Raw genomic sequence first — 12,289 nt, forward strand, 5'->3', positions numbered from 1 at the left:
GCCGGTCGTCATCGCGCGATTCGCAGGCGTCGGGCAGAGGCAATGGGATTCGCGTCGGCAACCAGGTCGTCGAATCGCCACGCCGCGATTCGCGAGATCTCACTGAGCGCCGCCATGTGCTCAACCTGCGGGGAATTGTCCAGGCGCCGCCAGCCGAGGGTCAGGATGTGCTCGCGCCTTTCCAGATCCCGAAGGCAGATGATGAGGGGGAAGCCGAATTTGGCTTCGTAGGCCGCAGACAGCTCGCTGAATTCCTCGGCTTCCTCCTCGGTGAGACCGTCGAGACCCAGGTAGGCCAGATCGACTTTCGACACGTTGTGTTCCTGGGTCTGGGCGAGGTCCGGATACGCCTGCATCAACTCCATCTGCTCGGCGGGGGTGGCCGCGAGCAGCGCGGTCTGGACGGCGCCACGCAGTGCGCGGGTGTCGGCGAACGGCCGTTGCGCGAACGCGCGCTCGACCGGCCAAGAGAGGCCCTGATAGAGGACCGAGAACGTCTTGACGAACTCCTCCTGCGTCATCTTGTTGACGGCATCGAGTCCGACTTCGCCGGTCCGTGGCGTGCCCGCAACCATCGGGCCGCGGTTCGGCCCGATGTGGAAGAACACGATGTTCAGGACGATCGCGGCAAGGGCGCCCAGCGTGATCCCTGAGCCACAGATGATCTGGGCCCACGCGGGAAAACTGAATTTCAACAGCGGTTGGGCGGTGACGAGCATGCCGAGGCCGAGTGCGGTGCCGACGATCACCGCGTTGCGGTGGTCGTTGAAGTCGACCTTCGACAGGGTCTGGATGCCCACCACAGCCACGGTGGCGAACAGCGCCAGCGACGCCCCGCCGAGCACCGAATGCGGGATCGCGGCCACGACGGCCGCGGCCTTGGGGAGATAGCCCAGCACGATCATGATGACCCCCGCGGTGGCGACCACCCAGCGGCTCTTGACCTGCGTCAAGCGAACGAGCCCGACGTTCTCCGCGAAGCACGTGTACGGGAACGAGTTGAGGACGCCGCCGATCGTGGTCGCCATGCCGTCGGCGCGCAGTGCTCTGGCAATGTCGCCCGCGCCCACGCGCTTACCCACGATCTCGGCGGTCGCGAAGACATCACCCGTGGTTTCCACCGCGGTGATGATCATGACGACGATCATCGAGATGATCGCGGTGGCGCTGAATGTGGGCCAGCCGAAGTAGAACGGCGTGGTCACGCCGAGCCAGTGGGACGTACCTACCGCACTGAAATCGACATCCCCGAGCACTGCGGCAACCGCGGTGCCGAGGACCAGCCCGGCCAGCACGGCGATCGTCGCGAGGAAACCGCGGAAGAGGCGCTGCATCACGATGATGATCAGCAGCGTGCCCGCGGCATACGCGAGATCCTTCAGCGCCACATCCGTTTTCATCGCCTCGGTGGTCGTGCCGCCGACGATGTCGTTGGCCGCGACGGGCAGGAGCGCGATCCCGATGATCGTGATGACCGATCCGGTGACGACCGGTGGGAAGAAGCGCAGCAGCTTCGAGAAGTACGGCGCCATGAAGAAGGTGAAGAGCCCGGCGACGATCACCGACCCGTACACCGACAGCAGACCGGGAACCCCTGACAGGCCGCCGGCTGTGCCGATCGCGATCATCGGGCTGACCGCCGCGAAGGTCACCCCCTGGATCAACGGGAGTTTGACGCCCACTTTCCAGAAGCCGACGGACTGGATGATCGTCGCGATGCCACACGTGAACAGGTCGGCATTGATGAGGTGGATCGTCTGCTCGGGCGACAGCTTCAGGGCGCCGGCGACGATGATCGGAACCAGCACCGCGCCGGCATAGAACGCCAGCACGTGCTGCATCCCGTAAACCGCGAGCTTGGGAATCGGCAACACCTCGTCGACGGGATGCACGGCCTTGCGCGCGACGTCGGCTCGGTCCGTCTCAATCGGCATGGCCCACCTCCAGGCGAGAAGAAATTTCTGAGCGAATGTCCACAGCGAGCACCGCGCTGACGGCCCGGCGCCAATCCGCGGACCCGAGTGGGTCGGTGTAGTAACCGGATGCGGCCAGGACGTCGGACCGGAGAGCTTCGGCGTCGGGCAGCTCCGGATAGCGAAAGACGGTGGGCGCGAGCGTCGCAGCCGTGACGGTGAAGACCGCCGATCCGTCGTCGTCGCGGCGGCCGCTGACGACGGCACCGGAGCGTCCGTACTCTGCCAGCGCGATGGTGCGCAGTGCCGCCGTGGACCGCAGCGCCCGCTCAGGCAGGTGCAAGGCCCGCAGCACCTCGCCGTGCGCCAGCGAGTTGGTCCCGTTGCCGGTGACCAGATCCGCGACCGGCTCCCATCGGGTCTGGCCGTCAGGAGTCCAGATCTCGGCCACGCCGTCGAGCGCGACGGCAAGCGACACCATCGATGCGGCCGCGAACGACCGGCAGATGTTGCCTCCGACAGTGGCGATGTTCCAGATCTTGAACGAGGCGAGTAGCGCGTTGGCGCAGTCGCCGAAGAGCTGCTGGGCCGGCCACTCGGCGCGGCGCGGATAGTGCACGAGTTCGGCGATGGTGCAGGTGGCGGCGATGCGCAGTCCCTCGCCGGTGCGCTCGATGGCGGCCCAGTCCATGGTCGTGAGGTCGACGACACCGGTGAGCTCGGCCTGCGGTTCAGAGAACGTCCACGTCCCCCCGGCGACGAAGGACTCGCCATCGGCCAGGCGCAGGTCGTCGCGTGTTCGCGCGAATCGGTATCGGCTGACGGTGTGCAGGTCCATGGCTCAACAGAAACCTGGAATCGTGGCCCACGCCTCCAGCGCCTGCTCCGCGCCTTCGCGGGTGATGGTGGCCTGGATCAAGCCGTACGGCCGGTCGGCGGCGTAGAAGACCTCGTTCGGGTTCTCCAGACCGAACGGGCTGAGGTCGACGACGAAGTGGTGCTTGTTGGGGCACGACAACTTCACTTCGGCAACCACGTCGAACTTCTCGAGGATCGCCTTGCCGATCTCGAACAGCGTCTGTTGCAACGCGAGCGAGTGGACGCCGGCGAACGTGGCGAGCACGACCTCGGTGATGGCCTCGTGCAGCGCGTTGAAGTCGAGGTCGGTGTCAGTGCTCAGGTAGCGCCACCATGCCGTGATGGACGTGGCCATGATGCGGTCGTCGGTCTCGACGAGCGTGGTGTATTTGTCGCGGGGGAAGCCGTGGAACTCCGATCCGGTCGACTTGAGCACGACGCAGTCCTTGATGCCGGACACCACCCACGTCGTGTCGCCGGCCATCTGGACGACCGTCGTCCGGACGAACTTGCCGGCCCGCACAAACGAGTGGTCGTGCGGCTTGCCGTCGACGACGATTCGCTCCCACGCGTATTCCTCTGCCTCCCAACGGCCTCCGGTGACCCACTCGAAATCACCGACGAAGTGCCGGCCCAGGGCGATCAGGAAATCCTCGGGCGACTTGACGCCCACTTCTTTCGCGTAGGCGTAGACGGTGTTCTTCTGCGTGTCGGTCGCGACGACGTGCGAGTTGTCACCCGCGTAGTGGCATGCGCTGAAATCGCCCCGCAACTGCGAGGTGACGTTCAGATCGATGATGCGATGTACGGGGGTGTCCCGGACGATGCGCACGAGGCGGTTCTCCGCCTTGCCGTACTGATTCGACCCGAGGACGATGTCACCCACTGCCACGATTTCCCCTGACGCACGTTGAAACGGCTTACCGCTGCAACGTACGTTTCAGTTTTTGTTGTGGCGTCACCATTTCGTTTCAACCGTGTGACGGTGTTTCCGCCCCACAGATGGCCGGAATGGCCTGGACCTGGACGTAAACGGATCGTAACAATCTCGTCAGGGCGAATCTTTGCTGCAACGCTAGATTCAGTCCATGGATCTTCAGACCTTCAACGCTGCGTTGCCTGAGGAAGCCGAAGAGGTGCTGCGTCCCTGCGCCGATATTGCGTCCTGGCTCAGCGCGGTTGTCGCCGCGCGGCCTTTTGCGACCATCGGTGAACTCGAGTCGACGGCCGCGCGCGCCGCCGCCGACTGGAGCGTCGACAACCTGGACCAGGCACTGGCACAACACCCGCGCATCGGTGAACGAGCCGACGGAACATCGGTCGAGTCCGGCCTCTCGCGCGGCGAACAGCCGGCCATGCCCGACGCGCTTGCGACAACGATGGCCAGGGCCAACGCGGACTATGAAGCGAAGTTCGGGCGCATCTTCCTCATCCGCGCGAAGGGCCGCAGCGCTGCCGACATCTATGACGCCCTGCGGTATCGGCTGTCACTCGACCGCGAGGAGGAAGCCGCCATCGCCATCGGCCAGCTTCGTGAGATCGCACTGCTCCGCCTGGCAGAAAGGGTGACGCCATGACATCGCCGGCCACGGAGACATCCCTGTCCACTCATGTGCTCGACGCCGCCCGCGGGAAACCCGCCGCGGATCTCGAGGTCGTCCTGAGCCGAATGAACGAGCAGGTGGCGACCGCACACACTGACGATGACGGCCGAATTCGTTGGGACGTCCCACTGAATCCCGGTGACTACCTACTGCATTTCGCGACGGGCGCCTGGTTCGCGAGTGCAGGTCGGGAGACGTTCTACCCCGCCGTCGACGTGCACGTCACGGTCGGAGCGGGCCATACGCACGTCGCGCTGTTGCTCAGCCCGTTCGCGTACACCACGTACAGGGGCAGCTAATGCGCGCGGACGAGCCGGACTCGCTGGAGGCGAGAATCGCGAATTGCTATGCGTCCCTTAGCCCGCAGGAACGCCGCGCTGCCGATGTGCTGCTCGCGCATGCGGGCGATGCCGGTACCTATCGCGCCAGCGAACTCGCCACCATGGCCGACGTCTCGAAGGCGACGTTCTCCCGGCTGGTGCGCGCCCTGGAATTCAGCAACTTCGACGCCATGCGTGAGCACCTGCGTGCCCTGCGGCGATCAGGTGTGCCCGTCGCCATCGAGCGCGCGCCCGACGTCAGCGCCATCATCTCGCAGGACATCGCGAACCTGCACGCCATGCATGCGCTGCTGGATGAGGCGGTGGTCGAGGCTGTCGCAGAGAAGATCGCCACTTCCCGTCGCGTCGCCGTCTGCGGCTACCGGAGCAGCCTGGCCGCGGCAACCGTGCTGAGGCTGAACCTCGCACAAATCCGGCCCGACACCTGGCTGGCGCCCAGTTCGGGTCAGTCCGTCGCCGAGGACATCGCGGACTTCGATGAGCGGGACCTCGTCATCGCGATGTCGTTCCGGCGCCACGGCCGGTGGGCCAGAGAACTCGTCGACTGGGCTCGCGAGTCGCGAATTCCGTTGGCGCTCTTCGCCGATGACCAACTGCGTGCGCTCGCGCCACGCTCCACGTGGTGGCTCGAATGCCCCAACGTCTCCCCCGGCGCGTTCGACAGCCACGCTGCGGTGATGAGCCTCGTTGCCGTTCTCTCCGATCGCGTCCTTGCCCTCACGCCTGACGGCGCACAGCGCATCGACCGCGTCAACTCGGTCCACGAGTCACTTGGCGCACCGCCTCGAGCAACGAGTCGGCGAACTCCGGGCGGCACATGACGAAGTCCGGCAGGTAGGGGTCGGGCCGGTTGTACCGCAGCGGCGAGCCGTCCAGGCGCGACGCGAACAGCCCCGCCGCCTGCACCACGCCGGCCGGTGCCGCCGAATCCCATTCCCACTGCCCGCCGGCGTGCACGTAGGCGTCGACGTCGCCGCGCACCACGGCCATGGCCTTGGCGCCGGCCGAGCCGATGCCGACGAGCTCCATGTCGAGCACATCGCGCAGCCACCAGACGATGGCCGGCGGCCGGTAGGTACTGGTGGCGACGCGAATGGGGCCGGGACGACGCGGCGGCGGTCCGGTCACCGTGTCGGTGCGGTGCACCTCGCCGTGCGCGGGTAGCGCGACAGCCGCGTCGGTAATGGACCCGTGCGGGGTGCCGTTGCGCTGCCACAGCGCGATGTGGACGGCCCAGTCCGGCCGGCCCCGCCCGAACTCGCGGGTGCCGTCGACCGGGTCGACGATCCACACCCGGTCCGAGCGGAGCCGGACGAGGTCGTCGGCGGCCTCCTCCGACAGGATGGCGTCGTCGGGGCGCGCCGTGCGCAGCCGGTCGAGAATCAGCGTGTTGGCGTGCCGGTCGCCTGCCGCGCCGAGGGTGTACGGATCGTGGGAGCCGAGCCGGTCGCGGACCGACAGCAGGAACTCCCCTGCCTCCTGCGCGACCTCGGCGGCCAGCGTGACATCACTGCGCTCGCTGTCCGCCATGCCCATGAGTATCGCCGAGGGCAAGGTCACAGCCGAAATCGCCTATTCACAGGCACGTTGCAGGCTGCTGGCAGGTCCTGCCGAAATAGGCCTCATAACATTTCGAACAACTATTTACCGAGTAGTCATTAAGGAGGACGTCATGAAGGTGGCGAAGACATTCGGATTCGTGGGCATCGCCGCAGCAGTGACGATGGGCGTACTCGGCGTGACCAACGCACCTGCGCCGGACAACACGCCCGTCGCCTCGTCGGGTCACGGCTCGAGTTCCGGCGAATACACCCAGCCGACGGTCGCCGATATCAACATGGGCGCGACCGCCACTCCGACGACACCCAGCAGCGTCGAGCCCGTCACCGTCGCTTCCCCGCCGGTGAAGGCCAAGCCGTACTCCGGCTGAGCCGCCCACAGGCACGAAAAGGGCTCCGGGAGATTCCCGGAGCCCTTTTCCGTTGCGGCACAGCCTAACTCGGGGTGGCTCCCGGAGCGCGGACGACCATGGGCACGGCCGGGAAGTACGATGCCATCTCCGACCGCGACCGGCGCAGCGCCGCGGTGCCGTAGCCACGGTGGCGGTATTCCGGGTGGACCCAGATCCGGACGTTGACCTCGCCGCCGACCAGTTCACCGAACACCATGCCGACCTTGGCGCCGTCTTCCTCGGCGACGAACCACACCGCTTCCTCGGCGTTGACGCGGCCGAGAGCGGCCTTGATCTCGTCGTCCAGGTCGCCGGCGGCACGGCCCGAGCCGTCACCGGAAGCACCGACATCGGCGGTGCGGGTGGCGAAGATGTCGCGGTCGTCGGCACCGGAGAACGGGCGCAGCGACAGGTTGTCCCCGAAGCTGGCGGGGCGGTCTTTCACCGTGAAAGACAGCTGGCTGTTCAGATCTTCGAGCTCGTCGGCGATGCGCTTGCGGGCGTCCTTGGTCAGCAGATCGAAGGACATCGCCATGACCTGCTCGCCGCCGGCATGCGAGGTGCCGAGCAGCGTGGCGATGGCGTCAACGGCGGCGGCCTTGTTGTCGGCTTCGACGATGACGTCCAGCACCTCGTGCCGGCGGTCCAGTGCTTTCTGGAGGGCATCGGTGATCTCGCGGCGGGCTGCGGCCTTGTCGTGGTCGGTCATGCCGACGAGCCTAGAGCACTACTGAGCGGTAGGGCGGCGTAAATCGGTTACCTGTGTGCAAACTGCGATCAAAAGGCCGGCCACGGGATCGGCCGGTGCCGATCCGGGCTGGGCATGATCGGATTGTCAAGCAGCTCAACAACTCTCGCTTGCAACGCGGCGATCTCGTGCCGGGTGAGGTGCGGTGCCAGCGTCGCGGCGAGGCCGTCGCGCAGGGTGTCCCGCAATGCGGCGACCGCACCGAGCATGTCGTCGTCGATCGGTTTTCCGGCCCAGCCCCACAGCACGGTCCGCAGCTTGTCCTCGGCGTGCAGGCTCACGCCGTGGTCGACGCCGTACACCTGGCCGTCGGCGCCGGCCAGCACGTGCCCACCCTTGCGGTCGGCGTTGTTGATCAGCACGTCGAAAACCGCCAGCCGGTGCAACCGGGCGTCGTCGGCGTGCACCAGCACCACTTCGTCACCCTTGTGGTCGTAGGCCCGCAGGATCGGCAGGTATCCCGCCGGCACCCGGCCGGCGGGAACGAGGTCGACGAGGTCCGGGCCGGGCGGGGGCTCGGTCTCACTGAGCGCGTCACCGGGCTGGTCGACCCAGCGCTGCACCATGCCCGGGCCCGCCGGTCCGTCACGAATGATGGTGTGCGGCACCAGGTCCCAGCCCAGGGCGGCAGACACCAGGTAGGCCGCCAGCTCCCGTCCGGCCAAAGTGCCATCGGGGAAGTCCCACAGCGGCGCCTCCCCGGAGATCGGCTTGTACACGCAATGCAGCAGGGCGCCGTCGAGCTCGGCCTCGCACAGGAACGTCGCGTTGCTGGCCGACCTGATGCGCCCGAGCGCCGTCAGCGCACCGCGCTGCAGAACCTGCTGCGCGTCAGGAGGCGTCATCCGGCTCATCACCGTCGGCATCCAGCATGCCGCGCCGATATCCGTTGGTGCGCACGCAGATATGGCCCTCGGGGTCGAGCGGCTCCTCGCACAGCGGGCACGGCGGCCGGCCGGCGGAGATCACCCGGTTCGAGCGGTTCGCGAAGTCCCGCGCCGACTGCGGACTCAGGAACACCCGCACGGCGTCGGGGCCTTCCTCGGCATCGTCGAGCACGACGGAGGCGTCGAACTCCGAGTCGGTGACGGCCAGCAGTTCCACCACGACGGTCTGCGCTTCGGAGTCCCAGCCGAGACCCATGGTGCCGACCCGGAATTCGGCGTCCACGGGCATGACGAGCGGGTTGAGGTCGGTCACCTCGCCGGTGTCGGGCGGGATCGGCGTACCGAACCGGCGGTTGATCTCGACCAGCAGCGCGGAGATGCGTTCGGCCAGGACCGCGACTTGCTGCTTCTCCAGCATGACCGAGACGACCCGCTGCTCGTGCACGGCCTGCAGGTAGAACGTCCGGTTACCAGGCTGCCCAACGGTCCCGGCCACGAAGCGGTCGGGAGATCGGAAGACGTGAATTGCGCGAGCCATGGCACCTTTCAAAATACCGGTTCACCGGTCTAATCGGTCGAGCCGCCGACGGTTGCGTCGTGTGTCGGGACGGCATCGTCGGGCTTGCCGGCTTCGTCGGATTTGGGCTGCTCGGGCTGCGGGCGCAGCGACGAGCTGAGATCCGTGCCGGTGTGGTTGACGTGCAGGACGAACGGCCGGTGCGGCGTGTAGCGGATGACGCTCATCGAGGCCGGGTCGGCGACGATCCGCTGGAACCCGTCGAGGTGGACGCCGAGAGCGTCGGCCAGGACCGCCTTGATGACGTCGCCGTGGGTGCAGGCGATCCACAGCGTGTCGCCGTCGTGTTCCTGCGCCAGCGCACGGTCGATCTCGCGGACCGCCGCGACGGCGCGGGACTGCACCTGTGCCAGCCCCTCACCGTCCGGGAACACCGCTGCGCTGGGCTGCTGCTGGATGACGGGCCACAGCGGTTCTTTGACCAGTTCGGCGATCTTGCGGCCGGTCCAGCCGCCGTAGTCGACCTCGGTCAGCCGGTCGTCGACGCGCGGTTCGATACCGAGCGCCGCGGCCAGTGGGGCGACGGTGTTCTGGCAGCGCAGCAGCGGCGACCGGACGATGGCCTTGACCGGCAGTTCGCCGATTCGGGCGACGACCCCCTCGGCCTGGGCGCGGCCCTTGTCGTCGAGGTCGACGCCCTCGGACCGGCCGGCCAGGGTGTGCGCGGTGTTGGACGTCGAGCGCCCGTGCCGCAGCAGGATGACGGTCATCTGGTCCCCTCGAGTGTCACTGTGCGGCCACCACCCCGGTACCGAGCAGCGCCAGCACCGTCACGCCGAGCACGACGCGGTAGCCGACGAACCAGTACATGCTGTGCCGCACCAGGAATTTCAGGAACCAGGACACCGCGGCGTAGCCGACCACGAACGCGATCGCGATGGCGACGGCCAGCTGCGCGCCGGTGGCGCTCATGCCTTCGGTGACGGGCTTGAAGGCGTCGGGCAGCGAGAACAGCCCGGAGGCCAGCACCGCCGGGATGGCGAGCAGGAAGCCGAAGCGCGCCGCCAGCTCACGGTTCATGCCGAGGAACAGGCCGGCGCTGATCGTCGCGCCGGAGCGCGACACTCCCGGCACCAGCGCCAGGCACTGCGCCAGGCCGACGATGACGCTGTCCTTCCACGTCAGCTGCTCGACGTCGCGGGTCTGCTTGCCGACGTACTCGGCGAGGGCGATGACTGCGGAGAAGACGATCATCGCGGTGGCGATGACCCAGAGATTGCGGGCGCCGGAACGGATCTGGTCTTTGAAGAGCAGTCCCAGCACGCAGATCGGAATGGTGCCGATGATGACCCACCAACCCAGCCAGTAGTCGGCGGTGCGGCGGGCGGCGTCGGTCAGCCCGCCGAACCAGGCGGTGAGGATGCGCCAGATGTCCTTGGCGAAATAGATCAGCACGGCGGCTTCGGTCCCCAGCTGGGTGACCGCGGTGAACGAAGCGCCGGCGTCACCGGCGAAGAAGAGGCGGGAGGCGATGGCGAGATGGCCCGACGACGACACCGGCAGAAATTCGGTGAGCCCCTGCAGGACAGCCAGCACGATCGTCTGCCACCAGCTCATGGCTGCCACGTCAGTCACGCCGACGACCGTACCGTGAGCGGCGGACGCAGGCGTTAGTGGTTGCGCTGCACCGGTTGTGCGTCGGCGACGGCGTCACGGACGGCGGCGGCCAGACTGCGCTCGTCGTGCACGTCGACGTGCGCCAGGCTTCGCGAGGACACCGCGACGACGTCCTCTTCCTGCGGCACCGGCCCGGACAGACGCGGGCGGTAAATCTCCACAATCAGCACACGCTTGTCGTCCAGGCGAAACGAAAAACTCCGGCCGTCGCCAACTTGGCCAAACCCGCTGGCCCGCAGACCTGTGGAAAGGTCTTCGATAGCAAAATTACCGTTGGCCAGATCGCCGTCGGTGGCAATGCTCATGCCTCCGACCATACCCCTCCGGTACGTGACGTACCCGCCGGAAGCAGATAATTGACGCCAATATATTTGCCTAAGCTTGTAATTACGGATCCCCCGCCGTTCGCCGAACCGAAAGACAGCCTGTGTCAATGGATCACCATCCCATTAATTGTCGGCTGCGTGAATATGGGGCGAACATAACAAGATTCGCGACGGCCGCGCTGGCCATCGGCGCGTTGGCGGCCTGCTCGTCGCATCCGGCCGAGACGCCGCCGCCCACCATCTCCCCCGCACGTGCCGCGGTATCGCCTGCGGTCACCGCCGCCCCCGACGGCGTCGTCCACCTCCTTCCCGGCCCTGGCACGGGCGCCAGCTTCGACGCGGCGACATCGTCGCTCGTGGTGCTCGGCACCGACGGCACCGGGCGTCCGGTGGTGACGGTCCCCGGCACCCCGCCGGTGGTGCTGCCGACGGCCGCGACGGGTGTGACGGGCGACGGCGCGGGCACGGCGTTCCTATCCACCCGTGGCGGCTACCTGCGGTTCGACATCGGCAAGCGCGCGGTGCAAGCCGTCGCGGTGGACGGCCAGTCGAATACCGACTTCACCTCGATCGCCCGGCGGGCCGACGGGAAACTGGCGCTGGGGACTGCCGACGGCGCGGTCCTGATCGTCGACGGCAGCGCCGTGCGGTCCCGGATGAAGGCCTTCGCCCGCGTGGACGGGCTTGCCGCGCAAGGCAATACCGTCGTGGTCCTGGACCGCGGGCAGACGTCCGTGACCGAGGTGAACGCCGACGGCACCGACGTCGCCCAGGCGCTGCGCGCCGGTGAGGGCGCCACCACGCTGGCCGCCGACCCCGCCGGTCGCGTGCTGGTGGCCGACACCCGCGGCGACGGCCTGCTGGTCTTCGGGACGACGCCGCTCATGCTTCGCCAGCAGGCGCCGGTGCGGGGCGCGCCGTACGGCATCGTCGGATCGTCGAAACTCGCCTGGGTTTCACAGACCGCGACAAACAGCGTGGTTGGTTACGATCTTTCGACTGGTATCCCTGTCGAGAAAGTCCGATATCGCACCGTGCAGCAGCCCGACGTCCTGTCCTTCGACGATCGCACCGGCACCTTGTTCGTGGTGTCGGGGTCGGGCGCCGGGGTCCAGGTGATCGCGAACGCCGCCGCGGGGCCGGGGTCGGGCGGCCACTGATGCAGCGGGGGCGGATGCCGGCAGCGTGGGCGGAGGACTTGTCCGACGACTACGAATGGATTCCGCTCCGGTTGCCCCCGGAGGTGACCAGGCTGACGGCATCCACCCGATTGTCGATCGAGGCCGAATATCGCGGGTGGGAACTGACCCGGGTGCGCCTCTATACCGACGGTTCGCGCCGCGTGCTGCTGCGCCGCCGCAAGATCAGGGCGAGCGAAGCGACGGGAAATGGTTCCAGGGCGGGCGAAGCTCCGGAACGGCTGCCCGATAGGTTGGCGCCCGAACAGCCGTCGATGTGAGGAGCCGT

At 67.5% G+C, this 12,289-nt stretch carries 16 protein-coding genes; 6 read left to right on the forward strand and 10 right to left on the reverse strand.

The annotated features are described in order from the left end of the window. Positions 1-8: 8 nt before the first annotated feature. From uraD (BR47_RS0102840) to pucL, 3 genes are read right to left on the reverse strand one after another with little or no spacing between them, the layout of a single operon-like run. The gene (uraD, locus tag BR47_RS0102840) at positions 9-1,934 is read right to left on the reverse strand and encodes a 2-oxo-4-hydroxy-4-carboxy-5-ureidoimidazoline decarboxylase (protein ID WP_029118518.1); all 1,926 of its coding nucleotides are present in this window, start codon (positions 1,932-1,934) and stop codon (positions 9-11) included. Continuing rightward, positions 1,924-2,751: an FAD binding domain-containing protein gene (locus BR47_RS0102845; RefSeq protein ID WP_029118519.1), complete on the reverse strand. Its 828-nt coding sequence runs from the start codon at positions 2,749-2,751 to the stop codon at positions 1,924-1,926. The genes uraD (BR47_RS0102840) and BR47_RS0102845 overlap by 11 nt, the downstream gene beginning before the upstream one ends. A 3-nt stretch (positions 2,752-2,754) precedes the next feature. Further along, a complete protein-coding gene (gene pucL / locus BR47_RS0102850; protein ID WP_029118520.1) occupies positions 2,755-3,657 on the reverse strand; it encodes a factor-independent urate hydroxylase in 903 nt (300 codons plus the stop codon). A gap of 202 nt (positions 3,658-3,859) precedes the next feature. Between pucL and uraD (BR47_RS0102855) the strand changes: the two genes are divergently transcribed. From uraD (BR47_RS0102855) to BR47_RS29520, 3 genes are read left to right on the forward strand one after another with little or no spacing between them, the layout of a single operon-like run. Then, the gene (gene uraD / locus BR47_RS0102855; protein WP_029118521.1) at positions 3,860-4,348 is read left to right on the forward strand and encodes a 2-oxo-4-hydroxy-4-carboxy-5-ureidoimidazoline decarboxylase; all 489 of its coding nucleotides are present in this window, start codon (positions 3,860-3,862) and stop codon (positions 4,346-4,348) included. Beyond that, positions 4,345-4,674, forward strand: a complete 330-nt coding sequence (uraH, locus tag BR47_RS0102860; RefSeq protein ID WP_029118522.1) for a hydroxyisourate hydrolase — start codon at positions 4,345-4,347, stop codon at positions 4,672-4,674. The genes uraD (BR47_RS0102855) and uraH overlap by 4 nt, the downstream gene beginning before the upstream one ends. Further along, positions 4,674-5,537, forward strand: coding sequence for a MurR/RpiR family transcriptional regulator (locus BR47_RS29520; protein WP_081831171.1), 864 nt, complete (start codon positions 4,674-4,676; stop codon positions 5,535-5,537). The genes uraH and BR47_RS29520 overlap by 1 nt, the downstream gene beginning before the upstream one ends. Here BR47_RS29520 and BR47_RS0102870 read toward each other — a convergent pair. After that, positions 5,467-6,252 (reverse strand): 3'(2'),5'-bisphosphate nucleotidase CysQ, encoded by a 786-nt coding sequence (locus BR47_RS0102870; RefSeq protein ID WP_029118523.1) that lies wholly within the window; start codon positions 6,250-6,252, stop codon positions 5,467-5,469. The two genes, BR47_RS29520 and BR47_RS0102870, sit on opposite strands and share 71 nt — an antisense overlap. Before the next feature lie 136 nt (positions 6,253-6,388). On the opposite strand from BR47_RS0102870, the gene BR47_RS0102875 reads away from it, so the two are divergent. Next, a complete protein-coding gene (locus tag BR47_RS0102875) occupies positions 6,389-6,646 on the forward strand; it encodes a hypothetical protein (protein WP_020103664.1) in 258 nt (85 codons plus the stop codon). Positions 6,647-6,710: 64 nt separating this feature from the next. Here BR47_RS0102875 and BR47_RS0102880 read toward each other — a convergent pair whose 3' ends face one another. The 6 genes from BR47_RS0102880 to BR47_RS0102905 form a co-directional block, all read right to left on the reverse strand. Next, complete coding sequence (locus BR47_RS0102880; protein WP_020103663.1) at positions 6,711-7,376, reverse strand: GNAT family N-acetyltransferase; 666 nt, start codon at positions 7,374-7,376, stop codon at positions 6,711-6,713. Positions 7,377-7,444: 68 nt separating this feature from the next. After that, the gene (locus BR47_RS0102885; protein WP_029118524.1) at positions 7,445-8,260 is read right to left on the reverse strand and encodes an SCO1664 family protein; all 816 of its coding nucleotides are present in this window, start codon (positions 8,258-8,260) and stop codon (positions 7,445-7,447) included. Continuing rightward, positions 8,247-8,840, reverse strand: coding sequence for a DUF3090 domain-containing protein (locus BR47_RS0102890; protein ID WP_020103661.1), 594 nt, complete (start codon positions 8,838-8,840; stop codon positions 8,247-8,249). Before BR47_RS0102890 ends, BR47_RS0102885 begins: the two co-directional genes overlap by 14 nt. Before the next feature lie 29 nt (positions 8,841-8,869). After that, a complete protein-coding gene (locus BR47_RS0102895) occupies positions 8,870-9,589 on the reverse strand; it encodes a histidine phosphatase family protein (RefSeq protein WP_020103660.1) in 720 nt (239 codons plus the stop codon). 16 nt (positions 9,590-9,605) lie between these two features. After that, positions 9,606-10,436 carry an undecaprenyl-diphosphate phosphatase gene (locus BR47_RS0102900; RefSeq protein WP_020103659.1) on the reverse strand — a complete coding sequence of 277 codons (831 nt, stop codon included), beginning with the start codon at positions 10,434-10,436 and terminating at the stop codon, positions 9,606-9,608. A gap of 53 nt (positions 10,437-10,489) precedes the next feature. Then, complete coding sequence (locus tag BR47_RS0102905) at positions 10,490-10,801, reverse strand: hypothetical protein (RefSeq protein WP_029105734.1); 312 nt, start codon at positions 10,799-10,801, stop codon at positions 10,490-10,492. A gap of 128 nt (positions 10,802-10,929) precedes the next feature. On the opposite strand from BR47_RS0102905, the gene BR47_RS0102910 reads away from it, so the two are divergent. Both BR47_RS0102910 and BR47_RS29525 read left to right on the forward strand, forming a co-directional pair. Then, positions 10,930-11,982: a YncE family protein gene (locus BR47_RS0102910; RefSeq protein ID WP_051634567.1), complete on the forward strand. Its 1,053-nt coding sequence runs from the start codon at positions 10,930-10,932 to the stop codon at positions 11,980-11,982. Next, positions 11,982-12,281, forward strand: a complete 300-nt coding sequence (locus tag BR47_RS29525) for a DUF5703 family protein (protein WP_051634568.1) — start codon at positions 11,982-11,984, stop codon at positions 12,279-12,281. Before BR47_RS0102910 ends, BR47_RS29525 begins: the two co-directional genes overlap by 1 nt. The last annotated feature ends 8 nt before the right edge of the window (positions 12,282-12,289 follow it).

The organism is Mycobacterium sp. UNC410CL29Cvi84 (assembly GCF_000686745.1).
In the GTDB taxonomy this organism is placed as follows: domain Bacteria; phylum Actinomycetota; class Actinomycetes; order Mycobacteriales; family Mycobacteriaceae; genus Mycobacterium; species Mycobacterium mucogenicum_B.

Coding starts and splice junctions, on each gene's coding strand:
- uraD (WP_029118521.1), top strand. CDS start 3,860: ATGGATCTTCAGACCTTCAACGCTGCGTTGCCTGAGGAAGCCGAAGAG.
- BR47_RS29525 (WP_051634568.1), top strand. CDS start 11,982: ATGCAGCGGGGGCGGATGCCGGCAGCGTGGGCGGAGGACTTGTCCGAC.
- BR47_RS0102905 (WP_029105734.1), bottom strand. CDS start 10,801: ATGAGCATTGCCACCGACGGCGATCTGGCCAACGGTAATTTTGCTATC.
- BR47_RS0102880 (WP_020103663.1), bottom strand. CDS start 7,376: ATGACCGACCACGACAAGGCCGCAGCCCGCCGCGAGATCACCGATGCC.
- BR47_RS0102910 (WP_051634567.1), top strand. CDS start 10,930: ATGGATCACCATCCCATTAATTGTCGGCTGCGTGAATATGGGGCGAAC.
- BR47_RS0102895 (WP_020103660.1), bottom strand. CDS start 9,589: ATGACCGTCATCCTGCTGCGGCACGGGCGCTCGACGTCCAACACCGCG.
- BR47_RS0102900 (WP_020103659.1), bottom strand. CDS start 10,436: ATGAGCTGGTGGCAGACGATCGTGCTGGCTGTCCTGCAGGGGCTCACC.
- BR47_RS0102845 (WP_029118519.1), bottom strand. CDS start 2,751: ATGGACCTGCACACCGTCAGCCGATACCGATTCGCGCGAACACGCGAC.
- BR47_RS0102890 (WP_020103661.1), bottom strand. CDS start 8,840: ATGGCTCGCGCAATTCACGTCTTCCGATCTCCCGACCGCTTCGTGGCC.
- uraH (WP_029118522.1), top strand. CDS start 4,345: ATGACATCGCCGGCCACGGAGACATCCCTGTCCACTCATGTGCTCGAC.
- BR47_RS0102870 (WP_029118523.1), bottom strand. CDS start 6,252: ATGGGCATGGCGGACAGCGAGCGCAGTGATGTCACGCTGGCCGCCGAG.
- BR47_RS29520 (WP_081831171.1), top strand. CDS start 4,674: ATGCGCGCGGACGAGCCGGACTCGCTGGAGGCGAGAATCGCGAATTGC.
- uraD (WP_029118518.1), bottom strand. CDS start 1,934: ATGCCGATTGAGACGGACCGAGCCGACGTCGCGCGCAAGGCCGTGCAT.
- BR47_RS0102885 (WP_029118524.1), bottom strand. CDS start 8,260: ATGACGCCTCCTGACGCGCAGCAGGTTCTGCAGCGCGGTGCGCTGACG.
- BR47_RS0102875 (WP_020103664.1), top strand. CDS start 6,389: ATGAAGGTGGCGAAGACATTCGGATTCGTGGGCATCGCCGCAGCAGTG.